A 26027-nucleotide genomic window follows, 5' to 3' on the forward strand; every position below is an offset into this window, starting at 1 on the left:
TTTTGACAGATGCTATCAATTATTTTCATCACAATGGATGTCAGCTATGCTCTCGGAACAAGCGTTAGAACTCATTGATATCGTGGCCCGGGTGGGGAGTTTTACGGCGGCAGCCAATCGACTGCACAAGGTCCCTTCAGCGGTCAGTTATGCCGTTAAGCAAATCGAAGAAGAACTTGGCGTAGTGTTATTTGAGCGCCACCACCGCAGCGTGACCTTAACCCCTGCGGGAGAGCATTTTGTTAAGCAAGCCAGAAACTTGCTGACTCAAATGGATGAGATGAAACGTGGCACTCAACGTGTGGCAAATGGTTGGCAACCCACACTGTCTATCGCCTTAGATAACATAGTCCGCGCGGACAGAATTAGCGTATTAATCGCCGACTTTTACCGTCATTTCCACGATATTGAGCTTATCATCCGCATCGAGGTCTTTAACGGGGTGTGGGAGGCGCTTGCGACCGGTCGAAGTGATATCGCCATTGGTGCAACCACCGCCATTCCCGTAGGTGGCGTATACCAATATAAAGACATGGGCGATATTCAATGGGCGTTTTTGGTGAGTAAAAACCATCCCTTAGCCAATATTGATCGACCTTTAACCGACGATGAATTGCGCCCCTTCCCCTCCATCTGTTTGGAAGATACTTCGCGGGAAATTCCTAAGCGCATGACCTGGTTATTGGAGAATCAGCGCAGACTCGTGGTGCCGGATTGGATCCGCGCGATTAACTGTTTTAGAGAGGGCCTCGGCATTGGCTATATGCCAGTTCATTTGGCCAGCGTCTTTATCAAAGCTGGCGCCTTGGTCGAAAAACAGCTTGAAAATCCTAAGCTGACCAGCCCGTGCTGTCTGGCTTGGAATGCAGACAAAATGTCGCCCGCCCTAGCCTGGGTGCTGGATTATTTAGGCGATACCAATAAATTACACCGTGAATGGCTGGCGTAATATTGCCGTATAATGACAGGATTAAGCTTGTTTTAAAGTCTTTGTGTTGCACTGTTGTAACGAAATACGGCTGAATCATCAGACAACACAGAAAAATCAGCCTTTACAACTTGTTATTTGTGGCGTGAATCCTTTAAGCCAAGCGCTGTTTTAGTTACTATGCAAACAGGATTACTGGATTTGCGAGATTAATGGGAACTCTCGTGCCCGTTAAAAATCAAAATGATCGGTTTGGATTCAAAAGCTAATGGAGAAAGATATGACTCAGCAAACCCTGTACTCAACGAGTGCATCCACCTTAGAAGTGAATAAACTTCTTAAAAACACTTATCTGTTACTGGCCATGACCCTCGCCTTTTCTGCATTGTGTGCAGGCTTAGCGATGGCGCTCAACATCAGCCCACTGATGTCACTCGGTTTATCTATCGGCGGTTTAGTACTGCTATTTGTAACCTTACGAAAAGCCGATTCAGCGGCAGGCATCTTCTGGGTTTTTGCCTTTACTGGTATGGAAGGCGCCTCATTAGGTTACATGCTTAACCACTATGCTGGTATGACGAATGGCTCTGAGCTTATCATGCAAGCTCTTGGTTTAACGTCAGTTATCTTTATTGCGCTCTCTGCCTATGCGGTAACGACGAAGAAAGATTTCTCTTTCCTACGTGGGTTCTTGTTCGCAGGATTGATTGTGGTGATTGCCGCTGCGCTGATTAACATTTTCGTGGGTAATAGTGTGGCCTTTATGGCGATTAACGCAGGTCTTGCGCTGTTAATGACCGGCTTTATCCTGTTCGATACTAGCCGTATCGTGAATGGTGGCGAGACTAACTATATCCGCGCCACGATCTCCTTGTATCTGGACTTTTTAAACCTGTTTATTGCCATTTTGCATTTGCTTGGCATTGGTAACGATGATTAATCCCCTTTTCGGGAAACTTACGCTAAAATGGCCCTACTTTTAGGGCCATTTTTTTTATGATGAGCAAATTTATTATCCAAGTAAACGGGCCAGCCTATGGCACGTCGGCAAGTGTGAATGCCCTACGTTTCACCCAAGCCTCCCTGCAAAGCGGACATGAGATTGTCTGTGTGTTTTTCTATCAGGATGGCGTGTATAACTCCACGGACTTTAACTTACCCGCATCCGATGAATATGATGTGGTTAAAGGCTGGAAACAACTGGCGGCCGAGCATCAAGTCTCGTTAGTTAACTGTGTTTCTGCGGCATTACGGCGCGGCATCGTCTCGCAGCAAGAGGCGCAGGAAAACGGGCTAAGCCACTGGAATGTTGAACATTCTTTTATTATGGGCGGACTGGGTGAACTGGTCACGGGAATTGAATCAGCCGATCGTTTGATCTGCTTTTAAGCTTCGGAAATGTTATGAAAAAAATCTGTATATTGTTCCGAAGCGCGCCCCATGGCACTACTAAAGGCCGCGAAGCCTTAGACTTTGCCCTGTTAAGTGCCAGTTTTGAGCAAGAAGTGAGTTTAGTGTTTGTCGATGAAGGCGTGTTGCATCTGCTAAAAGACCAACAACCCGAGCTTATCGGCGGTAAAGATTACCTTGCGGCGCTAAAAGCGCTCCCGCTGTACGACATCGAATCGGTGTTCGCCTGCAAACAATCTTTAGGTGACTACGGCTTGAGCCATGGTTTGCTGTCGATTCCGGTGACAATCTTAAACGATGAAGCGATTTCAGCTCACTTAAAAGCTGTCGATGAGGTCTTAGTATTCTAATGATTTTACATCATATTCAAACCTCGCCCAGCCGAGACAATGCCCTCAAACTTTGCCTGCGTTATGCTTGCAAAGAGGATGCGATTTTACTCTCGAGCGATGGCGTAAATGCATTATTACTGCGCCAATGGGCCATGGCGCTATCACCCTTTAAGGTAATGGTGCTGAAAGACGATGTCATCGCCCGCGGCTTAACGGAACGTCTTAATAATATTAGTCAAATTGATTACAACGAGTTTGTCACTCAAGCTCTACAGCACGATAAGGTGATCACGTGGTAAATCCGCTTATATTTAACGGCGTCGAAATTGAACGCGACCATCAAGGCTATTTGAAGAATATCGCCGACTGGCACCCCGATATGGCGCCGCTGCTCGCTCATGAAGAACAGATTGAACTGACCAGTGCTCACTGGGAAGTGGTCAATTTTGTTCGGGATTTTTATCTGGAATATAAAACCAGCCCTGCGATTAGGGTGTTAGTTAAAGCTATTGGCCAAACCTTAGGCCCAGATAAAGGCAATTCCAAATACCTCTATACGCTGTTTCCAGTTGGCCCGGCAAAACAAGCAACCAAAATAGCAGGGTTACCTAAACCCGCTAAATGCATCTGATGACGAAAGGCATATAGCATATATGCCTTCAATCATTACCCCTTAAGTACCCGCTTTTTGTAGCCTTTGCTTGATATCGGCGTATCTACATTTTTCCAAACGTCCGAAGCCTTGGAGTTTGCGAGATTGCAAACGAGTCAAGATAGGTTGAGTCAGGCCTGCTAAAAACTGGCATTGGGTATCTAAGGACAAAGGTGCTAAGCCTTTGGCTTCTGCTGCGAGTTTTAACTCGTTTAAATCGGCACGAATTTGCGTATCATCAGGCCATATTGGCTCTTCAGAATAGGTCAATTTAGCCACTCGGCCACGACAAACACTGCAATGACCACAGGATTGAGGTGCTGCATTATCGTCAAAATAGCGAGCTAAATTGTAATTTAAGCAAGTCGTTAGCTCAAAAAATCGTACTAACTGTGCAATGCGAGCAATTTCTTTTACTTCTTTATCAGCAAAGTATTGATAGAGCCGCTCTGCTCGGTTTTCCTGTAATAAACCTTTTTCATCGACTTGATAGACATCGGTGACTTGCTTTGCTTCTAATTCAATGAGTTGCTGACTCGCAAGATATTCTAACGCAGCCATTACTCGAGTCCGTTCAGCCCCCGTAGCCTGATACAGTGAAGAAAAATCCAAACTGCCCCAAATGCGCTTCATTTGAGTGTGGGCGAAAATATCGGTTAAAAATGCCTGCCGTTCGGGTGAAAACTGATGCAAAAATTGCTCTTGCGGCACAATAAAACGGTAACGAATATCGGCGTAATAGGCATAAAGTGGTTTGATGATGCCTTGCATTTCAAGCTGCACGAGTAACGTTTTCAGAGGGAGTTGTCTAATATTACTCACATTTGACAGTTGATGAAGTTGCAGTTCCCAGCGTCCATTGTGGGTTTCTTCGCGAATGTTATTAATTACAGCCTTAATACTTGCCAGTTCTGGCGTATCGCCATAAACAAAGTTTTCGACAGTGTTGATCCCATCCAAATTGGCTAAAGTGACGCAATGGGAAAGTTGTCCATCACGCCCTGCGCGGCCAATTTCTTGGCAGTAATTTTCAATAGATTTTGGTAAGTCATAGTGGATCACAAAACGAATATTGCTTTTATCAATCCCCATTCCAAAGGCGATAGTCGCAACAACGATGTTGATATTGCCCTGCATAAAGTCCTGCTGAATTTGCTGGCGTTTCTCATCCTCAAACCCAGCATGATAGGCGCTTGCTTCAAATCCCATACGGCAAAGTTCAGCGGCCACCTCCTCTGCCGTATGCTGCAAAGTCACATAGACAATTCCTGCACCGATAACATGTTGTAACTGCTGTTGTAGTGCGGCCAGCTTGTGCTGACTTGCTACAGGTAGTACTGTCAAGTCGAGATTAGCACGATAAAAGCCTGTTTGAACAATGTGTTGTGGCTTAATATCAAAACGCGCCGCCATATCAAGCTTTACTTTACGTGTTGCAGTAGCAGTGAGTAACAGCACCAATGGAATCACTAATTCGCGCCGATAATCGGGGAGTTTTAAATAATCGGGGCGAAAATTATGTCCCCATTCTGAGATACAGTGTGCTTCATCAACAACTAGCATAGAGATCGGAATTGATTGAATAAATTGCCTAAATCGCTCATTTTTAAATCGCTCCACCGAAACCATTAGCAATTTTAACTCGCCTGAGCGAGCCTCACGCATTACCTGTTGAGTCATTTCTGGTGTTAAGGTCGAATCAATACTCGCCGCTTTAATGCCCTTCTGTTGTAAAAAACTTAATTGATCTTTAATCAAAGCCAACAATGGCGAAACCACTAAGGTTAAATGGGGAAGTTGTAGCGCGGTAAATTGATAGCAGAGCGATTTTCCTGAGCCAGTAGGAAAAATCGCCAGGCTCGACTGGCCAGCTAATAGCTGAGAGATAACCTCACCTTGACCCTGTCTAAATCCTGCAAAGCCAAATTGTTGCTGTAATAGTGGTATCAAGGTTGATACATCATCGGGTTGAGGTGCTGAATAAGACATTGAAAAATCCTTGTACCCTATCATATAGACAGGGTCTGCGACTGAAGAAATGCTGAGAACGATTAGACCTTGTCGCTATGACTTTCTGGCTAAATATAAATTGATAAATGCGGTGAGCTTATCGTTAAAGACCTCTTCAAATGTATCGAGATCTTGACCTAATGTATTGAAGTATTGGGAAACTTGAGAACGTGACAAGTTTTTATGATCAACCGTGTATTCCATTTCTGGCATGGTTTTATCGTAACGAGGCACTAAGGTCCACGTCACTAAATCAACAGCAAAATGCTTCATGGCCTGCTGTGCTAAGGTACAAAAAGCTTCAATATGTTCGCGGCCATCTGGCCCGAGACAACCAGGTTCAACTCGGCAAAGTACTGATAGCTTTTTTGGCATATTATTTCCTTATGTCACACACTTCTGCTAGAAGCATTGTCCAACGTTGTACGATTAACGCCAGCGTCATCGCTAACTTCAGTTTAGTTTACGTCACTAAACCCAAAAGTCACGTATTGAAGATGGTAAACATAGCCGTTGGTTGATATGAACATTATTTAAAAGGTTTCTTCTTCATTTGCGGCAGAAACAGTAGCGGCATGTTCTGATAATAACGTATCGAGTGCTTGATCAAAACTATCTAAACGCTCAAGTTCCATATAACGCTTTAAGCGTAGGATAATATCCTTACTAACTTCGATGTGAGACTTTTTCTGACGCTTTTTTATCTGGGAAAGTTCTTTGCGAACCATGCGCCATCCTAAATCACTAAAATATTGATTCAGCATTCGATTCACTTGCTGTAATTGAACATCTACCGTTTGATTTTTCTTACGTAATTGAACCAGTATATTTATATTAGCGATTAACTCAGTATAACTTGCAGGTGAATGCATCAATAAGTTAAACCATCCAGCCTTTTCCCCTACCACATCTGGATGAACCATACGATAAATTAACGGTAAGGCAAATACTAATTCTGCTTTATCCAATAACCGTAATTTTCGCCCCGAGGTTGGTGCTTCTTGATGATATTCCCAAAAATAGGCTGTCGTCATTTATGCAAAACGTGTTGTTAACGGATAAGCCCATGATAACGATAAACACCATAAAATAAAAGAATGGTTACACCATTTTATCGATCGTTTTTGCTATAACCTTCTTCTCGCTTAAAAGCTGTACGGTTAAGGCGGAGGTTCATCTTGGTAATCATGGCTAATATTATGTTTTTACAAGACTAAATTTTAACCAGCTCAGCACTAATAATCATTCTGTTTTAAATTTAGTCAACATTAATCATCAATAAAATGGTGTAACCATATTTAAATATTTTAATTAATCCTTACTACTTTATGGCAAGCATTAAATATCAAATAGAGTGTTTTATCGCCAACACTAAGTTCAACACCATTTATGGAATAATATTTAAGCAATAATGTGAATCACAGTAAATGATGGTTGAATTTTCATATAAAAATAAATTTCACTCTATTTTGCCCTAGCCCTCTCTAAACTGTTTTATTTATAACCTATTTGTGCATTTTAACCTCATATAGCTCGACTACCAGTGATAATGACGATTATCACTGGTAGTAATAGCAAAGATTTACGTATAATTGCGCCAGTTTTATCGGCAGTGAAAATCGCTCTAATGTCAAAAACGAATCGATTTTATCCAATAGATGTTAATCCGCAACCCGTAGGGGTAAACACTCATTTAACAAAAAATCTTACACAAGCTGATAATGCATTTTTTGAAGAAAGTGCACTTCCCCAATCTGTGCATAATGACTTTTATAATGCAGCAGCCGAAACTGAATTTGAAATATCCAGCAATACTCGCCGTGTATACCAAACGAGCTTCAGTCTATTTGCACAATATTGCTTTGAACACAGATTACAATCATTACCGACTGATCCAAGAAGCGTTATTTCTTTTATTGGTCATCAAAAAGAATTGTTAATGGCCGACACAGGGATGCAGCTTTCTAAGCAAACCTTAACCACACGGTTAGCCGCGATTCGTTACTATCACATACAAGCGGGTTTTCCGTCACCCACTGAGCACCCGCTGGTGCTCCGAGTCATGCGCGGTTTGAGTCGTAATCACAATCGCCGAGTGCAAGATTATGATCAACAACCGATAATGTACGATGAAGTAGAGTTACTGCTCCAAGCGGTTGAGCAACAACCTCATCCTCTGCTGCGTTCAAGGGATAAGGCTATTATTCAACTCGGTTTACAAGGAGGATTTCGCCGTTCTGAGTTGGCGAATTTGAAGGTGCAATATTTAAGTTTTATGCGGGATAAATTAAAAGTACGCCTGCCATTTTCTAAAAGTAATCAGCAAGGATTAAGAGAATGGAAAAATTTACCTGATTCTGAACCTTTCGCCGCTTATCATGCAGTAAAAGCATGGTTACATGAAAGTCAGATTAGTGATGGGCATTTATTTCGCTCTATCTCTCGTGATGGAAAAACCTTAAGACCTTATCAAGTGAAAGATAATAACAAGTCCAATACCACATTTAACCGAAATAGTGGATTCTTAAATGGAGACGATATTTATCGAATTATCAAACAATATTGCGTAAAAGCAGGATTACCCGCTCAATACTACGGCGCACATAGTTTACGCAGCGGATGCGTAACACAACTACATGAAAACAATAAGGATACACTATATATCATGGCAAGAACTGGTCATACGGATCCGCGTTCATTGCGCCATTATCTAAAACCGAAAGAAGATTAACCATTTTATTAGTCCACAATTCACAATACTGTATTTGAAATATTTTTAAGTTAAGTCTTACAAATGTTTATGGTTAGTCATTGCAGTATTCCTGTAATATAAATGCCGTTTTGGTGTCATATAAGTACTTTAGGCTAAGTCACGAAATTAATTATCCGTACTAGCTGGAGTAAAATATGAGCAAGGCTACCTTTGATCCTACACGCTATAATAAAAGTAATAACGAACCTTTTAACCAAGTGTTGGATAAACATTTATCTCGTCGTAATTTTGTCAAAAGTGGATTAGGTCTAGGGGCCATGACCGCCTTTGCAGGTATAGGATTGACGGGATGTGGTTCTGACAATTCCTCCTCCCCCACCCCAGTTGATCCCGTGCCACCATTACCACCTAGCAAAAGTAGCGCTAAGCTTAACTTTACCTCAGTCAAAGGCGCACGTTTAGATGCTGTAGTCGTACCTGAGGGGTATACCGCCCAAGTCCTTGCTCCTTGGGGGACACCATTAAATTCTAAAGCTGCACCTTGGAAAGCGGATGGCAGTAATACCGCAGATGACCAAGCCAATGCTGTTGGTATGCACCATGACGGAATGCATTTTTTCCCATTGAATGACGCTGGTGATGATGGTTTATTGTGTATTAACCATGAATATATTGATGAAATAGCCCTACATCCCAATGGTCCAACGGTCGATGCAACAACGGGATTACGAACCATTGTCGATGAAGTTCGCAAGGAAATTAATGCCCATGGAGTGTCAGTGGTTAGAATCAAATTGACGAATAATCAATGGGAAGTAATTTATAACGATCGTCATAATCGCCGTTTTACCGGCGCGACAGTAATGGATATCGCCGGCCCTCTAGCTTATTCTTCACTGCTTGAAACCCGATACTCCCCCGATGGTAGCCAAGCTCGTGGTACTTTAAATAACTGTGGTAATGGTTACACCCCTTGGGGCACTTACCTCACATGTGAGGAAAATTGGCCTGAATATTTTGTTAACCGTGGCTCCCTCACTCCAGATCAAATTCGCATTGGGATCAGTAAAACCTCCAGTCGTTATGGCTGGGATGATCTTGCCGGCCAAGATGAAGAACGCCTTGATGAATTTAGCCGCTTTGATGTGACCCCAAAGGGAACGAGCGCGCAGGACGATTATCGCAATGAAGCCAATGGCCATGGTTATATCGTCGAAATAGATCCATACAATCCCACATCCCGCGCAATTAAGCGCACTGCCTTAGGGCGTTTCCGTCACGAAGGTTGTACTTTTGGTAAGTTGAGCGAAGGTAAACCCGTGGTATTTTATTCTGGTCATGATGCGCGTTTTGAGTACCTCTATAAATTCGTGTCGGCAGCACCTTGGGACCCACAAGATGCCAACAGCAGCAATCGCCTTGAAGTTGGCGATAAATATATGAATGAAGGCACATTATATGCGGCTAAGTTTAGTGAAAATGGCGTTGGTGCTTGGCTACCGTTGACCTTAGCTAGCCAAACGACTGATGGCAAAACCTTAGGTGACACCTTTGCAAGTCTGGCTGAGATTATTCTTAATACCGCTGGAGCAGCAGATTTACTGGGGGCAACGCCGATGGATCGTCCAGAGTGGTGCGCAGTCGATCCTTTCACAGGTTCAGCCTATTTAACACTGACAAATAACTCGAAACGTACCGAAGCCAACCCCGCAAATCCAAGGTTGAAAAATAACTTTGGACATATTATTCGTTGGGATGAAGCAGAGAAAGAGACTGAATTTACCTGGGACATTTTTGTCTTTGGCTCGCCAAGTGATGGTAATGCCGAGACTAATTTATCTGGCTTAACAGATCTAAACCAGTTTGCCAGCCCAGATGGTCTTGCCTTTGATAAACGCGGGATCTTATGGGTACAAACCGATAATGGTGCTAAAGAAGTCGCCGAAGAAACGAACGATCAAATGCTGGCGATTGTCCCTTCGACGCTGCTTGATAGTGCCAATAAGCAAGCGAGTTTAACGAGCAATAACCAAATGGAGTTAAAACGCTTTTTTGTAGGTCCCAACGATTGTGAAGTCACAGGTTTTGCTATAAGCCCTGATTATACCTCGGTATTTGCCAACATCCAGCATCCGGGAAACTGGCCTTATTCAAACAACGCTGCTGAAGTCACGCCAACAGGTGTCGTGCTTCGCCCTCGCGCGGCCACTGTGGTGATCCGTAAACTCGATGGCAAAGAAGTCGCCGTTTAATTTATCGACTAAAGCATCAGATAAAGCACATCAATCCCCTCACTCGAGGGGATTTTCTGTAAATCACAACTCCAACGTCGCAGCGCGATAAGCCGCTTCAAAGGCATCGGTAAACTCGCTGATCGGTAGAATATCTTCACGGCAGCGACGGTTGCGCCCAAGTAATGATGACTCGACAAACAGATCGAACCATGCGGTTAATGCTTTACCATTTGCCTCTTCACCCATCGCAGCCAATGCCAGTGAAGCAACTTCTGCCGTCCCCAATTGAAAATCGTGACTGCCCTTACGTAGTGCGTAAGTCGCTAACGTATTAGGATCAAAAGACAAGATAGGTAAATCTTGCAGATAAGCGCTTTTACGAAACATTTTAATAGCTTCTCGCCAACTGCCATCGAGCATAATCAATAAAGGGCGTTTACCGTTCGCCAGCGTAGCCATGGGGACTTGGCTTAATACGGTTTGGCCTGGGTTAGCATATTGGGCGGGAAACACTAAAAACGGCTGATAATGCTCATTGCTTAACAGTGCTAGCATCTCAGCTGCTGGCTCGGTGCGCGACCACAGAAACGCATAGGTATCAGGGATCAGATCCGCAATTAAACGGCCACTATTGGTTGGCTTGATGACCTCGTCGTTATACATGATCAGCAGAAAGCTAGCCTGAGTGGTTAACTGCCTGCGCAGCGAACAAGTACAAAATTGCGCACCTAATAAACACAAAGGACAACGGATGAGTTTTTTGCCGCGAGCGCCAAAAGGCTTAGTCGAAATGGATTTGCGATATTCATATAAGCGATGTACAGCGTGTGGGGCAAGAGCCATAGCAACCAATTCTCAATCAAACTCGTTTTAAAAGGCAGTACACAAGGTGTGCCATTATGTCGCGGAGGCGCAGTGTATCCTTTGGCCGATAAAGGTGCAATTGTGGAAGAGTAATAAAGTCTCATACTCAGGCAACTCGCTTTGGGACATTAAAGCGCGTTAGATTTAATGCACTAAAGGTGAGTCATAGCATTATCAAACTTATGGCAACCTGATTAGATTCGTTGGCTGATATCCACTAATATAGGCTTGCCATGGTGTTCACTCACCGACACGCAGCAAGTCCATCCGTGGATGCTCGACCGCCCCGTCCATGGGGCGGACGGCCGTCTCGCTAATCACCATGGCTAGCCTTTTTAGCATTAGCGTAATCTGTAAGTTTTAAAGAAATACGAAACACGCTTTGGGACAAAACCTTGCTAGAGTTTTTACCCTAATTCATTGGTTTCGGATTAATATTTGTAAGGCGATTATTGAGCGTTAGTATTAAACCCGATAAACAAGCCATCCATTTTCGTTGCATGAACTTAAGCGCATAATCTCCAAAAACTCATTTGGTCAAAACTCGCAGCAGACTGAGCAGCTCAAAACAGTAGAAGCGATCACTCATAGACAGCAGAAGCGATCAATTGTGCCAGTACCAATTAATTGGCGGCGCTGCCCCAAACTGCCCGCCCTGCTGGCAGACACTGCTCACTTCTACCGGCAAGCGCTGCCCGGGCTGCTGGTCAAATTGCCCAATTCCAGGCAAGAAAAAGCCCCAAGCAAATGGGGCTGATTGACCAAAAGTGTTATGCCTGTCCTATCTCTCCAGCTGTTTAATTCGGATCTGCCCCCTTTTATTCAAAGGTCACACCAAATTTTCCCGCATCTTTCTTCAACTTTTTAAATATTTGCAAGTACCCGCCATGTTGCACTATTTCGCCTGAATCTCGATTCACTATAGAATCTACTATACCTATATAGAATAATTCTTTTCCATCAGACATAGCTTCACGAAATTGAACCAGAATAGCGCCACTTGTAGATAAATATCTATCAACCCCTGCTTCCAAAGCTTGATGAGAATCAATTTTTGGCATTAATTTGGAACTGACTATAAATATTTGCCATATGTTTTTATCTCTCAAAACATTGTAGTTCTCAATTTCCACTTCATGCCAACGATCTACATAAACCTTACCAACTTTCTCGTTATAAGTTCCAACCAGCTTGTACGGCCCAAACTCAGGAAGTAAGCTGCTGGACATCCACTTAACAATGCATTCACTATTGGATGCCAACTTAAAGCTTTTTCCTTTTCCTTTTCTAACCCATTCAATCGCATTAATCATAATAAATACTTTAAATTAGTTATCATATCTGACAAAGAATACATGACTAAACTCTCCCGTTTTCCGAAGATCATCCATGGCCCGTCTTTCTCTTATAACGGGAATTCCACCTCTAGTTCCTCGACCTACTTGAACAGCAATTTGATCATCCCCTTTTTTCATTACAAGGTCAGGGTATCTGTTGCCAACTTTTTCCTCCGGGAGGCTGCCACCAGAAATAGTCTTCCATCCTTTATCACCTAATCTTTTTTCTGCTTCAAGGACCTTGTCTGTGTGAGCCGGGCTCCCTCTCCGCCCCCAAGGATTAGGTACTTTTTTTGCAGCATCAGACACAACATCAGGCGCTCTCGAAAGTTTAAGCTTCCGCTCTCCGTACTTCTCCAGTGCAAATACAGCGCCAGCCAATGCTGCATCAGTGTACGAACCTGTCTCATTATACTCGTCAGCGAACTTCTCGATACCTTCTATGCCAGATTTGATGCTGTCTACAGCCTGCCCAACAGGCGTCATCGACAACACACCAGACATATCCTGCTTATTCGCTTGGTCAGCGTATCCCTTCACAAAATTAGCATCATTACCATAACTTGGTTTACTGGCGACCGACGAGAGGTCACCTATGTTACTGGCACTGAACGATCCCTGAACATTCTTGCCACCAATACTGTTCACCTGGAAGGAACCATTATTGGTGTTGATGATCGCGTTGCCATCTTTGGTGACTTGAATGCTTGTCACATCCTTAACGTCAATCGAACTCAGATCACAATTGTTATCATCCGAGCACTGCGCCGCATACCCCGTCGGATCTGTCCCCGCCAAGGGGTTATTCATAATGTAGCTGTAGGGATTCACGCTCTGGGTCGAGGTTGGACTCTGGATCAGCGGATCCACGCTCATGAAGCGGCCCAGGTTATAATCGTACATCCGGCCGTTCATATCAAATAAATCCAGCCACCCAATATAAATCAATAACATAATGCACTTTATGTTTGCCAACAACTTGTCCGAATTAAAATGGTTTAAATAGGGACAATCAACAATCGCGGGGACAGCATCTAAGGCAATAAATTGCGCTAATTCCTTCAAAAATTAGGTATTTCAGACGAAGTAAATTGGCCCATAGTGCTTGGGATGTGTTCTGGGTGAGGCTTTTGAAGTGATATAAGCAGTTGTCAGTTACTGTTAAAGTGCTGGCAGCTTGACGCAAAGTGCCGTCGTCGCTTTTCGAGATGTTCGCAGTAATCTGTCAGTTCTTGCAGCGTGCCCACCGGACCATGAAATAGTTTGCCAAACTCGGTGGTCAGTTTGAGCCAGTTCTCATGGGGGATATTTAATCTTGTCAGTAACTTGGCGCTACTTTCACTGATGCATCCACGTTTATCGTTGCGAATAATTCGGCCTGTATCTTCCACCAATTGAAGGTAATCGGTTAAGGAAAACGCAATGCCATTGGGTTGGTTGTCGCACTCGTGACCAATAAACGGTAATAGATTACTCGGCTGCTCACCTTTTAATACGGCCCGAATACGTAGTTGAATACTGGTATGGTCGGATTGTTCAGGTGTATCAGTTAGTTGTGCTCTGATGGGATTTAAATCGACGTAAGTCATACAAGCTAATACTGCGGCTTCATCGAGTAGAGCTTGCGATTTAAACCTGCCTTCCCAGAACCTGCCTTCCCAGAACCTGCCTGTGCAGTTATCTTCTTGATTTGCTTGTCTTGCTATCGGCTCATTCAAACAGCGCATAAACCATGAAATATCACACAAACGACTGCGATAAAGGGCGATTGAATGCTTTAATCTGCTGACCTCATGCGCTTCAACTAACTCACCTTTAGCGAATTTTTGCGTTAACTCATCGCCTTTAAACAACTTATGCCACTGCTCAAGCACTTCGCGGTCAGTCCAACGATTTGCCGTCTCGATATCGACCCGCAGCACTACATGCAGATGATTCGACATCACCGAAAACGCCGCCACATCAATAGCAAAAACCGCTTCAAGTTCAAACAATAGCGATTCTACCCAAGCGCGGCGATGGTCGTAGTTTTTACCCGAGTAATTATCATCACCACATAAAAAAGCCCGCCGAACAACGCGGCTACAGCAATGGTAATAGGGTGTGTCTTCAAGGCTTATCTGGGTTCGGCGAGGGCGCGGCATACAAACCTCCTTGTTCAATGCTTAACCAAAGCATAGTCGGAGGTTAGCTACCGCGCTATTAAGGCTGGGTGTCCAACTTTAGGGGCTAAGAAGCTTAGGGGCAAATATCTTTTTAGCTGACCTAGCAGCTAGAGGGATAGTTAGGATTGGCATTGTTGCAACAGTGACCGTTGGCGGCATGGATGCCGCCGTCGAGCCTATAGGGACATATTCACGGCGTGTCACTGGGGAAACAGTGACAATTCATCCTACACACCTGATGACAAACTTATCTCGCTTTGGGGCATAAACATTGTAGAAAAGGCTGCGTACCGAAAAGAACGCTGCCATAGGCCAACTAATTGGTTACGCTTTGCTAAACGATCGCCGAAGATCAAAACAGCTTAGGCTAAATTTGTAGCCAATCTGATTTAAATCGTGCTAAATCTTTCATCCATCAATCTATGTTGAATCAGTGCCATTTGCAGGCCCCAACAAAAATGCAAGGAATTATATGCCCACGTCTATCTTGCAAGCGATAAAGCTCACCCGCTTCGCTTTGTTATCTACACCATTAAGTTCACACAACGTAGGCTCGATCATTTTTGGCGGAATATTGCTAGCAGTGACACCATTAATGGTAAATGCCGCGCCACAACGGGGCGTCAGCTTCCCTCCGAATGCCCAGGCTATAGAAGCCCTTATCGATTCTACTGTTAATCCTTTAATGAACGAATATGGGATCCCTGGGATTGCAATCGGGGTAAGTATCAATGGACAACAGTATTTCTTTTCTTATGGTGTCAGTTCAAAAAAGACAGGGGAAAAGGTGAATGAAAATACCCTATTTGAGATTGGTTCTATCAGTAAAACCTTTACCGCGACCCTCGCAACATACGCTCAACTTGAGGGTAAACTGACGCTAACAGATAAGGTAAGCCAATATCTGCCTGAATTAACCGGTAGCCATTTTGACCAGATCAATCTCATTCATTTAGCCACCCATACAGCGGGAAATCTGCCCATGCAGGTCCCTGATAATATAACCAATAATGCTGAGTTAATAAGCTATTTAAAAGCCTGGCAACCAGCTTATGCCGCAGGTACTCACCGCAATTATGCCAATCCCAGCATTGGTCTTCTCGGTGTGATCGCGGCAAAGCAGCTTGGTCAAGGTTTTCCTGAGGCCGTAGAGCAAACTCTCTTTCGACAACTTGGCATGACAAACAGCTATTTTATGGTTCCAACCAATAAAATGACTGACTACGCCCAAGGCTACAATAAGCAAGATCAGCCAGTACGCCTCAATCCCGGTGTGTTAGCCGATGAGGCCTACGGAATAAAAACGACGGTTGTAGATCTGCTCCGTTTTGTTGAAACCAATATGCAGCAGCATTCGGTGCCTGCAAGGTTGCAACGTGCCATTGATGCCACCCATACAGGCTATTTTGATGTCGGCATGATGACTCAAGCGATGATTTGGGAGCAATATCCGTATCCTATTGCCCTTGATAAGCTCCTCACTGGACATACACAAGATGTAGTGTTTGGCAGCATGCCAGTGAAAGCCATTACACCACCTCAAGCGCCACAGCAAAATGTCTGGATAAATAAGACTGGCTCAACGGGTGGTTTTGCTGCGTATGTGGCTTATATTCCAGCTAAAAAGCTAGCATTGGTGTTGTTGAATAATAAAAATTATCCCGTGCCGCCACGGGTAACCGCGGGTTACCAGATATTAACAGGCTTAGAAACGCTGCAAAATTAATATCGCGTTATCATATTTCAGTCCAAAACCGAGCTTGTCAAAATGGAGAGGTTTTGTTTTCTCTCCATTCAATTTCTCTGCTACGAATATCTCGTTATTGATCAAAACCCATGTTAATAAACGCGTTATATTGTTGACTTAAGAATCCACCCTTTATCAATTACAAAACCTGATTAACAAGATAAACACCAAGTGTAAGCTTAGTTTTACAGCCATAAAAGCATAGAAAAACTTATGTGTTCGATGAAAAAATATTCCTGAAAATCAAGACGATTAGCCATTGAACTACTCAATTTTGGGCGTAAGATGCGCGCCATTGTTCAACTGTGCTTTTTTACGGAATTATGATGTCAGGCGAAAAACCGTCTTTAATCTCATCAAAAACGTCGGCTTCATCAGCAGGAAGTACCACTCGATTGCTCTTTATGCTGGTCTTTATGGTGGCCTGTGGACAGATGGCCCAAACGATTTTTGTGCCAGCACTCCCGCTGATTGCCCAAGGTTTAGCCGTCGATGCAAGCAAGCTACAAGCAGTCATGGCCTGTTATCTGCTCGCCTACGGTTTATGTCAATTTATCTATGGCCCATTATCTGACCGCTATGGGCGAAAACTCCCACTGTTGTTTGGTATTGGGATTTTTATGATCGGCGCGTTAATTGCCACACAAGCCACAAGCTTTAATCAGTTAATTTGCGCGAGTCTGCTTCAAGGCCTAGGCACAGCCAGTGCCGGCGCCCTGTGCCGCAGCATTCCTAGGGATCATTACTTTGGCGATAACTTAGTTAGATTTAATAGCTATGTGTCCATGGCGGTGGTGTTTTTACCCTTGGTGGCACCCTTCTTAGGGAGCCTTACTTCAGCTTACTTAGGTTGGCAAGCCGTTTACTGGGTGTTATTTGGGTTTGGCGTCTTTGTTTGGCTACTGCTTTGTTTTGGTTTTAAAGAGTCTTTACCAAAAGACAAACGAGAACAACAACCAGTGTTAGCCTCCTATCGCCATGTGCTACGCCACCGCAGCTTTAGGGCATATCTATTTTCATTAATCGCCACCTTTGCGGGGATTGCCGCCTTTGAAGCCATTGCGGGTGTGCTCTATGGCCAATATTTGCAACTCTCATCTTTTATGGTGAGCTGTTATTTTGTGGCGCCTATCCCCGGCTATTTACTCGGTGCACTGGTAGCAGGAAGACAAAAACAAGCACAACGAACCGTATTTCAAGGTGTTGCCTTGCTCGGTGCTGGCGCATTGTTTATGTTGATCCCTGGGTTGTTTCAACTGGTTGTAGGCTGGAGTTTGTTGATAGGCTCAATTTTATTTTTCAGCGGCGCCGGCATGTTATTTCCGACATTAACCTCGGCTGCGTTAGAACCTTTTCCGCGTCAAGCGGGCATTGCGGGGGCTTTGCTCGGTGGTTTACAAAACTTTGGCGCAGGGCTGGCGGCATTAACCATGTCGCTCGTACCTATGGGAGGCCAGTTAAGTATCGGTTTACTGAGCGCGCTGATGGTGCTTTTAGTGATTGTGGCCTTGCATTATGCCCGAGATCAAAACGATACCCATCAAACACTATTGCCGCAAAAAAACTGAGGTTCTCTATCAAAATAACAAAGCCCACTTACGTGGGCTTTAGTTTTTCTGATGCTTATCGATTACAGGATCCGTCTTAGTAAAAAGTCTGCTTTTAATCTTCTAATACGATTCATAATCTTCTTCACCGGATCGGGATAGCTTTGCAAGGTATCCACTTGGCTATAGTGATACAACCTCTGTGTATGCTCAAGAATATGCGCTTGCTCGGCCTCAAATTGCGCCTTCCAGCTACCCGTTTCATCGTGGATCAAGAGCCCATTCTCTAAATCCAACGCCCATGCTCTAGGGTTTAGATTTGAGCCTGTGATCAAATGCTTACGCCCATCGGCACTGATACCTTTGAGGTGGTAACTGTTGATCCCATGCTTCCACAGATGAATATTGAGTTGGCCATTATCAATCGCCCACTGCTGACGTTTGGCAAATTTACGCAGCGACTGTTCATATAAATACGGCAAGGCACCGATGGTGGAAAAATCTTGCTCAGGCGGAATATAAAAGTCATTCGCCGTTTTATCGCCGACGACAATATCAATCCGTTTGCCGTTGCGCAGATGTTTAGCTAAGGCGCGGACCAAAATATAAGGAGGGTTAAAGTAAGGTGTGCAGATAAAGAGTCTATCTTTTGACTCCTCAACCATCGCAATAACCGCTTTATTCAATAAATTATGTTTACGGCCTAAGCCCAGTAATGGTGTTACCCGATTACCCGTTCGAGTTGCGTTAAACTCGTACTGTGCCTGTGACAAACGTAATTTAAAGCTGCGCACATCGGTTTTAGGCGGTAACACTTCCTGCTGCGCATCTTGAGTGAGTGATGTCACTGCTGGATCGGCAATGATATAACGTTGGATCATTGCGCGCATGCTGCGTGCCAGCTCTGCTGACTCAATCACATGGTAGCGGTCGAAACGGTATTTATCGTTTTGCTGTAGATAGATATTATTAAGACTTGCGCCGCTATAAATCACGGCATCATCAATTACAAAGCCTTTAAGGTGTAATACACCCATAAATTCACGGGATTTGACTGGTACGCCCATAATCTCGATAGGATATTCAGCTTCAGCCATCACTTTGCGGTACATCAAATAATTACCGCTATCACCCTTATGGCCAATCAAGCCACGTCTAGCACGGTGAAAATCGACCAAAATTTTGATATCCAACGCAGGATTTTTAGCCTTAGCCGTCATCAAGGCCTGTAAAATCTCCCGCCCTGCTTCATCATCTTCTAAATAGAGTGCAGCGATGTAGATGCTGTTCTTGGCATTTTCGATGCGAGTAAGTAACTCTGCCTTAAATCGGCATGGCGTAAGCAACCACGTTAAAGCCTCGGGTTGAACGGCTATTCCACCAAGCTTATCTAGCAAGGCATCCTCCTTTAAACATGCTGACCACCCCGATAGGAAGCGCTTGGGGTCAGTGACAAAAACATCACAGCAATCTGTGTTAATTCTGGGTAGGCTTCTGTCACTGCCAGCCTGATTGTTTGTTCTACTTTAAGATGAATATCAGGGTCTACCGGAAACCAAAGCAATTCGATTTGGACAAAGCGCTGATCAATTCTACCATTACGGTAACTGATGCTGGGGATCCAATCTAATGTAAAACTCTCTGCTTTACCTTTACATATAGCCGCCAAAGACTGCAGTAATGTTTGGCTAAGCTCTGCAACGACTGCCTGGGGTAAGCCGCGCATACTAATATGAGGCATGGTTTTAGTGGTTACCTAAGATCCTAAAATCGTAAGGGGTAGAAATTACCGACTTCACTGCAACTCGGCAAGACTTTTCGATGAAAAGAGCGCGGCGTAACGCCTATTTTGCTGGTAATTTGAGCTGAAACAAGTCATTGGCAATAATAAGTGTAAAATTACGTCGGTTCAGCCTAAATATATACGAGCAGACATGCCGACTTCAATGACTAACCAAATACGCTTGCACTCTTTATCGGTTGCTCATTTTGCTTATCTACATAGGGTGCCCAAAATGGTAGTTTAATCACAAAATATGGGTTGCTCCTAATGCAAGCATGCCCGTTTTGCGTGTTTTAGCGTAAACTAAAACGTCACCAGTCAACACTCTAAAACTCTATGAATAAAAAAATCCTGTTAACCCTCGCACTGACTTTAGCTTTAGCGTGGGGCATTTTTCATTTTAAAGCGCAACTTGGATTACTCATTTTGCCACTTTTTATTGGCTTGGTTTTATTTGTTACCCTAAGGTTGTATCGTCTGATGGAAAAAGATGATGGCAGTCATGACCGCTAATTAAGAGAGTAAACATACAACAGACATGGAAACGTTCTCCCCATTATTCAATTTACAGCGTTCGGCAGGCATATTGCTAACGGTAGTAGCAACAGCCCTATTACCACATCAGCTGTGGGCTACGACTGCAGATATTCAACATGCGATCTTGAGTCAACAAATTAATGATATTGCACCACGTCACTCGCAAATTGCGCTGCTGGCACTGGATATGGCGAACAGTAAACAGCTTTATAGCCAGCAAGCTGATACCTTGTTTATCCCCGCAAGCACACAAAAGGTCCTTACTGCCGTCACAGCATTGGCCAACCTTGGGGCCGATTTTCGTTATGTGACGGAGCTATGGAGCGATGCCCCCATTCGCCAAGGCCATATTGCGGGAAGTGTCTATCTGCGCTTTAGTGGCGATCCTACCCTCACTCAAGACGATCTTAAGGCCTTGTTTGCCCACCTACAAAAACAGGGTATCAACAGTATTGACGGGCATCTTTATCTTATCGGTGATAAACAAGAGCAATTACAAGCTCCTGGCTGGGTGTGGGACGACCTCGGCATTTGTTTTGCGGCGCCGGTGTCGAGTTATATCATCAATCAAAACTGTGTTTATGGGCAATTCGTTCCAAGCTCGAGCAAGCATTCCTCTGAGGTCAAATTAAGGGTATCTAGTTTTGGGGTAAAGGTCAGCAGTGACGCGATATTCTCTCCCAAAGCTAGCCATGATTTTTGTCAGCTCGATTTAGTGCGACTTGGGCAAAATCAATATCACCTTCGGGGATGTTATCCTGGCAGTGAGGCTATTCCCCTCGCTATCGCAATAACCGATCCTGAAAAATTCGCCATGGATACGTTAACGGCCACACTCAAGGGGGAAATGTCGCTCTCGGGTAAAGTTAAAATTGGCAACGCAATACCTTCAAAGGCAAAACTTATCGCCAGTCACAGTAGTGCGCCTTTGCCGGAGTTGTTAAAGACTATGTTGCTTAAGTCGGATAATCTGATCGCCGACAGCCTGTTTAAGTTAGTCGGACAACACTATTACAAAACCCAAGGAAATTTTACCAATGGTGCGGCGGCCATGCGCCATATCCTTAGCGATTTGGGAGTCGATTTAACCCACGCCAATATCGTCGATGGTTCAGGGCTTTCTCGTTATAACTTATTGAGCGCAAGGCAATTAGCCAATGTGCTTACTCTAATTTATCAAGATGCCCGCTTTCACAGCCTGATTGATAGTTTGCCCGAGGCGGGAGTCAGCGGTACGCTAAAATATCGACTGGGTTACACTCAACCACCGCTCAAAAACCGTGTTTTTGCCAAGACAGGTTCAATGCAAGGGGTTGCCAATTTAGCTGGTTTTATTCGAATACCACAGCGGGATATCTTATTTGTGGTGCTTGAGAATGGCATTAGTCCTGAAACGAAAAAACAACGCACGCCTGCGTTTAGCGCTGACTTTTTGACTCGTCTCATAACTACAGTTGAACAACAGGCACAAACAAACCAAACATCAACTAAAGAACTCAACACGGTTAAATTAATTGACTGATAAAACTAAAAAGCACTGATAAATCAGTGCTTTTTACATCATTTATCTCACCAATCCAAACTTAGAACAATTCCGCTGGCATTGCCATAGTACTGGCATCACCCGCACGCACCTGCGCTAAATGATAATCGGCCTTAGGCAATAACTTATCAAAATAGAATTTAGCGAGGTAAGCTTTTTGCTCGGCAAAGTTTTTATCCTCGGCGCTAGGGACCTTATCCAACATGGCTAGCCAATAAAAACCATATAAGCTGTAACCAAAGGCATCTAAAAAGTCGACTGCACAAGCATTGATTAACGCAGGTTGAGTCAGTTTTTGCTCATTGATCGATTCAGCCACATTCACTAAAGCATCTAAACGAGCACAAACGGCGGCAACTTTTACACCGTCGACCTGTGTAAATTCACGCATTTGTGCTTTTAATTCGGCCACAAACTCTTTTAGCGTCGCTAAGTTGTCGCCAGTGACTTTTCGACCAAGGAAGTCAATGGCTTGAATACCATTTGTGCCTTCATAGATTTGCGCAATGCGGGTATCACGTACCAATTGCTCAATGCCTGTTTCACGAATATAACCATGTCCACCAAAGACTTGCTGCGCCATGATAGTCGCGTCTAAACCACGGTCAGTTAAAAACGCTTTAGCAACGGGTGTTAATAAACCCACGTAGCGGGCAGCTTTAGCTTTAACCTCATCTTGAGCATATTTCGCCAAATCGAGCTGTTTGCCGGTAAATATGGATAAGGCACGTCCCGCTTCTGTCATCGCGCGGATTGTCAGTAGCATACGGCGCACATCGCCATGGACGATAATAGGATCAGAATCGCTTCCCGTGGGTGAGCCACCGGCAGCAACGCCTTGATTGCGCTCTTTAGCATAATCGGCGGCCATTTGATATGCGGCTTGTGCGCTGCCAAGCCCTTGAATACCAATAGCTAAACGTTCGTAGTTCATCATGGTGAACATACAAACCAAGCCACGATTAGGCTGGCCAATCAGATAGCCCTTTGCTTCATCAAAATTCATCACACAGGTTGCTGAGCCTTTAAGGCCCATTTTGTGCTCGATTGACCCCACGCTAACACCATTAGCCTCACCTAAGCTGCCATCATCATTAACCGTGATTTTGGGTACGAGGAACAGTGAAATACCTTTGCTTTCTGGTAATTTTGCCAGCACTAAGTGAATGACGTTTTCAGTTAGATCGTGATCGCCACCAGTAATAAAAATTTTGCTGCCACTAATCGCATAACTGCCGTCCTCCAATGGAATAGCGCGAGTGCGAATATTACGCAGATCAGAGCCAGCTTGTGGCTCTGTCATATCCATCGCTCCAGCCCATTCACCAGAATATAACTTGGGTAAATAAGCTTGTTTTAATGCTTCGCTACCGTGGGCATTGATACACAAAGCTGCCCCCGCGGTTAATGAGCCATAAAGCGTAAACGCGTTGCAGGCACTGTAGGCCATTTCATCCACTAATACACCAAGCATTTTGGGCATGCCCATACCACCAAACTCAGGCTCACCACATAGGCCTACCCAACCACCTTCAGAATATTGCTTATATACGGCTTTATACCCCTCAGGGGTAATCACACCATTATCTTGGTGTAAAACGCCTTGCTCATCACCAGCACGGTTTAGCGGATGGATTAATTCAGCACTGATTTTTGCCGCTTCTTCAAGGATTGCATTGGCCGTATCCATATCAACCATTTCTGCAATCTCAGGTAATTGTGACCACGTATTTGGGGCATCAAAAACCTGTTCCAGTAAGAAACGCATATCTGCTAACGGGGCTTGGTAAGGATTCATTGGGAGACTCTTAAACGTAGGATTTAAACAGTTGTTTTAATTTATACCAGTTCTATACAGAAAACAATCTCATTACAAATTCACTTTGATGCTAAGCACTAATCTACGCAACATAACAGAGTGAAGAACGGGCAATAAAAAACCCTTAAGTGACCTTAAGGGTTATAGTGTAGCGAGAAGTAAACTTGGTTGTCGTCGGCTTAGCTCACGATTAACGTATTGATTACCACATTAAATCGTCAGGGATCGCATAATCAGCATAAGGATCATCTTCGACTTCTACGGCCTTACCCGCATCCTGTTGCCACAAATAGCCGCACCATTGTGGCACCAATAGATTCACACGTTCGGCAAGCTTGTGAGGGACGAGGTAGCTCTTATCTTCGTATCGAACAATCCCTAATTGGCCTTTAAGCAATTCGGATTGAATTTTCTCATCGATATAGACAGAGTAAATTTTATTGTCTAGCGTATAGTTGAATTTGATCTCGGCATGACTTGGGATCTTGATAGCAAATTGCGTGAATTCACTCACTAATCCTCGCACTTGTCCTCGGGCCGTTGCCTCTGCAAAGCGTTGTTCATTGAGGGCTTTGTCTTTTTCAGCTTGTAAGCGTTTTTGCTCGGCGATCTCAAGTTTTAACGCGCTTGAGCCATCGTCAACCCGCGCCTTTTTATCGCGACGCTTTTGCGTTTTTACATCACGCACTTTTTGTTTACTGGCAAGTCCAGCTTTCAGTAGCTGCTCTTGTAATGCATTCGCCATGGATTTTCACCCGATTTTCTATTAAATAAATGAGTTATAACTATTTAGTTACTGCCCTTTGCTGCTAATTCACCTAAGGCAGTCATCGCAATACTGGCACCGCCCAGTGACCAACCTCCATCGACGGGAAGTACAACACCCGTGATATAGGATGCCAGCTCAGAGCCTAAAAATAACGCTGCGTTGGCAATATCTTGCCCTTCCCCATTACGTTTTAACGGTACCGATTGTGCCACTTGTTGCTGTAGTGCAGCGCTCGGCGCTAAACGATTAAAGCCTTCGGTGCCTGTAATCGGGCCTGGAATAATGGAGTTAATTCGAATGCCTTCACAGCCCCATTCAATAGCTAAGGTTCGCGTCAGCATGTCAACCCCCGCTTTTGCCGCACAAACATGGGCCTGCATTGGCATCGCAATCGATGCCTGTGGCGCAGAAATTTGAATAATATTCCCCTGTGGGCGACGCAGTAAAGGATAAGCTGTTTTCAGTACTTGGAAACTGCCCAATAAATCAATATCCATGACAGCTTTAAAACCATTCGCCGAAAGCTTAGCGGCAGTTGCTGGAAAATTGCCCGCAGCGCCGCTCACCAATACATCAATAAAACCAAATTCTGAGGCGATGGTTTCAAAGCCCTGTTCTACTGCGGCTAAATCCCTGACATCGAAACTCACCCCAAGATGGATCCCATCTGGATTCGCCTGTTTGAGCTGTAACACCGCAGCATCGACTTTATCTTGGCTGCGACTCGCCACCGCCACATTGGCTCCCGCATGGGCAAACGCAATGGCAATTGCGAGGTTTATGCCACTGGTACCACCGACAACGACAACATTCTTACCCTGATAATGAAACATTGTAGTATTGAGCATGGACGTTCTCCGTGAACGGTTAAAGTTTGTCGCGAATACGAACCTTAACAGCTAAATAGTGTGCTGTTCAGCATACTAAAGCAAAGATTGGTGAATCGCCTGCAGCGCAGCCAGAGGATCTGTCGCCTTAGTGATCGGACGACCAATCACTAAATAATCAGAACCGGCAGCAAGCGCCTCAGGCGGCGTCATCACACGGTGTTGGTCGCCAACCTCACTACCCACAGGACGAATACCAGGTGTAATAAGTTTAAAGTCTTGGCCTAATAAAGATTTAAGCACACTCGCTTCTTGGGCTGAACAGACAACACCATCAAGTCCGGCCTGTTTAGTCAATTTAGCTAAACGCTGAACATGCTCAAATGCTGGCACATCAATGCCGATGAGCTTCAGATCGTCATCGCTCATAGAGGTTAATACCGTCACAGCAATCAGCATTGGCGCCTCTTTACCGTAAGGCAGCAAAGCCTTTCTCGCCGCTTCCATCATCGCTAAGCCGCCACTGGCATGGACATTCGTCATCCACACACCAAGTTCCGCTGCAGCAGCAACCGCTTTCGCAACCGTATTAGGGATATCGTGAAATTTTAAGTCGAGGAAAAGATCGAAGCCACGGTCATGGATATCTTTAACTAACTGCGGGCCGAACAGGGTAAACATTTCTTTGCCAACTTTCAGGCGACACATGTTGGGATCGAGTTGATCTATCAATTGTAAAGCGTGGTTTTTATTATCGTAATCAAGCGCTACGAGGATAGGTTTAGTCGTCATCATCTCTCCAACAGGGTT

General features: G+C 44.4%; 24 protein-coding genes. 11 read left to right on the forward strand and 13 right to left on the reverse strand.

The genetic code is table 11. The features are described 5' to 3' along the window. The first annotated feature begins 46 nt into the window (after positions 1-46). From punR to JM642_RS10290, 6 genes are all read left to right on the forward strand, one after another. Positions 47-949, forward strand: a complete 903-nt coding sequence (punR, locus tag JM642_RS10265) for a DNA-binding transcriptional activator PunR (RefSeq protein ID WP_203433675.1) — start codon at positions 47-49, stop codon at positions 947-949. A 259-nt stretch (positions 950-1208) separates the two neighbouring features. Further along, positions 1209-1868, forward strand: a complete 660-nt coding sequence (locus JM642_RS10270; protein WP_037418955.1) for a Bax inhibitor-1/YccA family protein — start codon at positions 1209-1211, stop codon at positions 1866-1868. A 59-nt stretch (positions 1869-1927) separates the two neighbouring features. After that, positions 1928-2317: a sulfurtransferase complex subunit TusD gene (gene tusD, locus JM642_RS10275; RefSeq protein ID WP_037419061.1), complete on the forward strand. Its 390-nt coding sequence runs from the start codon at positions 1928-1930 to the stop codon at positions 2315-2317. A gap of 14 nt (positions 2318-2331) precedes the next feature. After that, positions 2332-2688: a sulfurtransferase complex subunit TusC gene (tusC, locus tag JM642_RS10280; protein WP_011622737.1), complete on the forward strand. Its 357-nt coding sequence runs from the start codon at positions 2332-2334 to the stop codon at positions 2686-2688. Continuing rightward, positions 2688-2969, forward strand: coding sequence for a sulfurtransferase complex subunit TusB (gene tusB, locus JM642_RS10285; RefSeq protein WP_037418953.1), 282 nt, complete (start codon positions 2688-2690; stop codon positions 2967-2969). The genes tusC and tusB overlap by 1 nt, the downstream gene beginning before the upstream one ends. After that, positions 2963-3301: a TusE/DsrC/DsvC family sulfur relay protein gene (locus JM642_RS10290; RefSeq protein WP_037418950.1), complete on the forward strand. Its 339-nt coding sequence runs from the start codon at positions 2963-2965 to the stop codon at positions 3299-3301. The genes tusB and JM642_RS10290 overlap by 7 nt, the downstream gene beginning before the upstream one ends. Positions 3302-3343: 42 nt before the next feature. On the opposite strand, the gene JM642_RS10295 is transcribed toward JM642_RS10290, so the two are convergent. The 3 genes from JM642_RS10295 to JM642_RS10305 all read right to left on the reverse strand — a co-directional run bounded on the left by JM642_RS10295 (position 3344) and on the right by JM642_RS10305 (position 6366). After that, positions 3344-5311: a RecQ family ATP-dependent DNA helicase gene (locus JM642_RS10295; protein WP_203433677.1), complete on the reverse strand. Its 1968-nt coding sequence runs from the start codon at positions 5309-5311 to the stop codon at positions 3344-3346. A 75-nt stretch (positions 5312-5386) separates the two neighbouring features. After that, a complete protein-coding gene (locus JM642_RS10300; protein ID WP_037418945.1) occupies positions 5387-5707 on the reverse strand; it encodes a hypothetical protein in 321 nt (106 codons plus the stop codon). 158 nt (positions 5708-5865) lie between these two features. Then, positions 5866-6366, reverse strand: a complete 501-nt coding sequence (locus tag JM642_RS10305) for a hypothetical protein (RefSeq protein ID WP_037418942.1) — start codon at positions 6364-6366, stop codon at positions 5866-5868. A gap of 593 nt (positions 6367-6959) precedes the next feature. Here JM642_RS10305 and JM642_RS10310 point away from each other — a divergent pair. Continuing rightward, positions 6960-8063 carry a tyrosine-type recombinase/integrase gene (locus JM642_RS10310; protein ID WP_203433778.1) on the forward strand — a complete coding sequence of 368 codons (1104 nt, stop codon included), beginning with the start codon at positions 6960-6962 and terminating at the stop codon, positions 8061-8063. 176 nt (positions 8064-8239) lie between these two features. Next, on the forward strand, positions 8240-10297 hold the full coding sequence (locus JM642_RS10315; protein ID WP_172588400.1) for a PhoX family phosphatase: 2058 nt from the start codon (positions 8240-8242) through the stop codon (positions 10295-10297). 63 nt (positions 10298-10360) lie between these two features. On the opposite strand, the gene JM642_RS10320 is transcribed toward JM642_RS10315, so the two are convergent. From JM642_RS10320 to JM642_RS10335, 4 genes are all read right to left on the reverse strand, one after another. After that, entirely contained in the window at positions 10361-11122 is a 762-nt protein-coding gene (locus JM642_RS10320) for a DTW domain-containing protein (protein ID WP_140907314.1), read from the reverse strand. An 839-nt stretch (positions 11123-11961) separates the two neighbouring features. Continuing rightward, positions 11962-12456 carry a hypothetical protein gene (locus JM642_RS10325; protein WP_203433679.1) on the reverse strand — a complete coding sequence of 165 codons (495 nt, stop codon included), beginning with the start codon at positions 12454-12456 and terminating at the stop codon, positions 11962-11964. Positions 12457-12471: 15 nt separating this feature from the next. Further along, positions 12472-13545 (reverse strand): RHS repeat-associated core domain-containing protein, encoded by a 1074-nt coding sequence (locus tag JM642_RS20370; RefSeq protein ID WP_239000502.1) that lies wholly within the window; start codon positions 13543-13545, stop codon positions 12472-12474. A gap of 86 nt (positions 13546-13631) precedes the next feature. Continuing rightward, a complete protein-coding gene (locus tag JM642_RS10335; RefSeq protein WP_203433681.1) occupies positions 13632-14624 on the reverse strand; it encodes a transposase in 993 nt (330 codons plus the stop codon). A 616-nt stretch (positions 14625-15240) separates the two neighbouring features. Here JM642_RS10335 and ampC point away from each other — a divergent pair. Beyond that, entirely contained in the window at positions 15241-16371 is a 1131-nt protein-coding gene (ampC, locus tag JM642_RS10340) for a class C beta-lactamase (protein ID WP_239000511.1), read from the forward strand. A gap of 344 nt (positions 16372-16715) precedes the next feature. Continuing rightward, positions 16716-17960 (forward strand): multidrug efflux MFS transporter EmrD, encoded by a 1245-nt coding sequence (gene emrD, locus JM642_RS10345; protein ID WP_203433685.1) that lies wholly within the window; start codon positions 16716-16718, stop codon positions 17958-17960. A gap of 62 nt (positions 17961-18022) precedes the next feature. On the opposite strand, the gene pssA is transcribed toward emrD, so the two are convergent. Next, entirely contained in the window at positions 18023-19336 is a 1314-nt protein-coding gene (gene pssA, locus JM642_RS10350; protein ID WP_037428083.1) for a CDP-diacylglycerol--serine O-phosphatidyltransferase, read from the reverse strand. A gap of 11 nt (positions 19337-19347) precedes the next feature. Then, the gene (locus tag JM642_RS10355) at positions 19348-19680 is read right to left on the reverse strand and encodes a DUF1904 domain-containing protein (protein WP_011072371.1); all 333 of its coding nucleotides are present in this window, start codon (positions 19678-19680) and stop codon (positions 19348-19350) included. A gap of 580 nt (positions 19681-20260) precedes the next feature. Between JM642_RS10355 and dacB the strand changes: the two genes are divergently transcribed. After that, a complete protein-coding gene (dacB, locus tag JM642_RS10360; protein ID WP_203433687.1) occupies positions 20261-21781 on the forward strand; it encodes a D-alanyl-D-alanine carboxypeptidase/D-alanyl-D-alanine-endopeptidase in 1521 nt (506 codons plus the stop codon). A 61-nt stretch (positions 21782-21842) separates the two neighbouring features. On the opposite strand, the gene JM642_RS10365 is transcribed toward dacB, so the two are convergent. From JM642_RS10365 to pyrF, 4 genes are all read right to left on the reverse strand, one after another. Then, positions 21843-23600, reverse strand: coding sequence for an acyl-CoA dehydrogenase family protein (locus JM642_RS10365; RefSeq protein ID WP_172589742.1), 1758 nt, complete (start codon positions 23598-23600; stop codon positions 21843-21845). A gap of 223 nt (positions 23601-23823) precedes the next feature. Further along, positions 23824-24366 carry a DUF2058 domain-containing protein gene (locus JM642_RS10370; protein WP_037428086.1) on the reverse strand — a complete coding sequence of 181 codons (543 nt, stop codon included), beginning with the start codon at positions 24364-24366 and terminating at the stop codon, positions 23824-23826. Positions 24367-24410: 44 nt separating this feature from the next. Further along, positions 24411-25238: an SDR family oxidoreductase gene (locus JM642_RS10375; protein WP_203431735.1), complete on the reverse strand. Its 828-nt coding sequence runs from the start codon at positions 25236-25238 to the stop codon at positions 24411-24413. Positions 25239-25313: 75 nt separating this feature from the next. Continuing rightward, positions 25314-26009: an orotidine-5'-phosphate decarboxylase gene (pyrF, locus tag JM642_RS10380; protein ID WP_088585601.1), complete on the reverse strand. Its 696-nt coding sequence runs from the start codon at positions 26007-26009 to the stop codon at positions 25314-25316. Positions 26010-26027: the final 18 nt, after the last annotated feature.

Source organism: Shewanella sp. LZH-2, from assembly GCF_016859145.1.
Taxonomy (GTDB): domain Bacteria; phylum Pseudomonadota; class Gammaproteobacteria; order Enterobacterales; family Shewanellaceae; genus Shewanella; species Shewanella xiamenensis.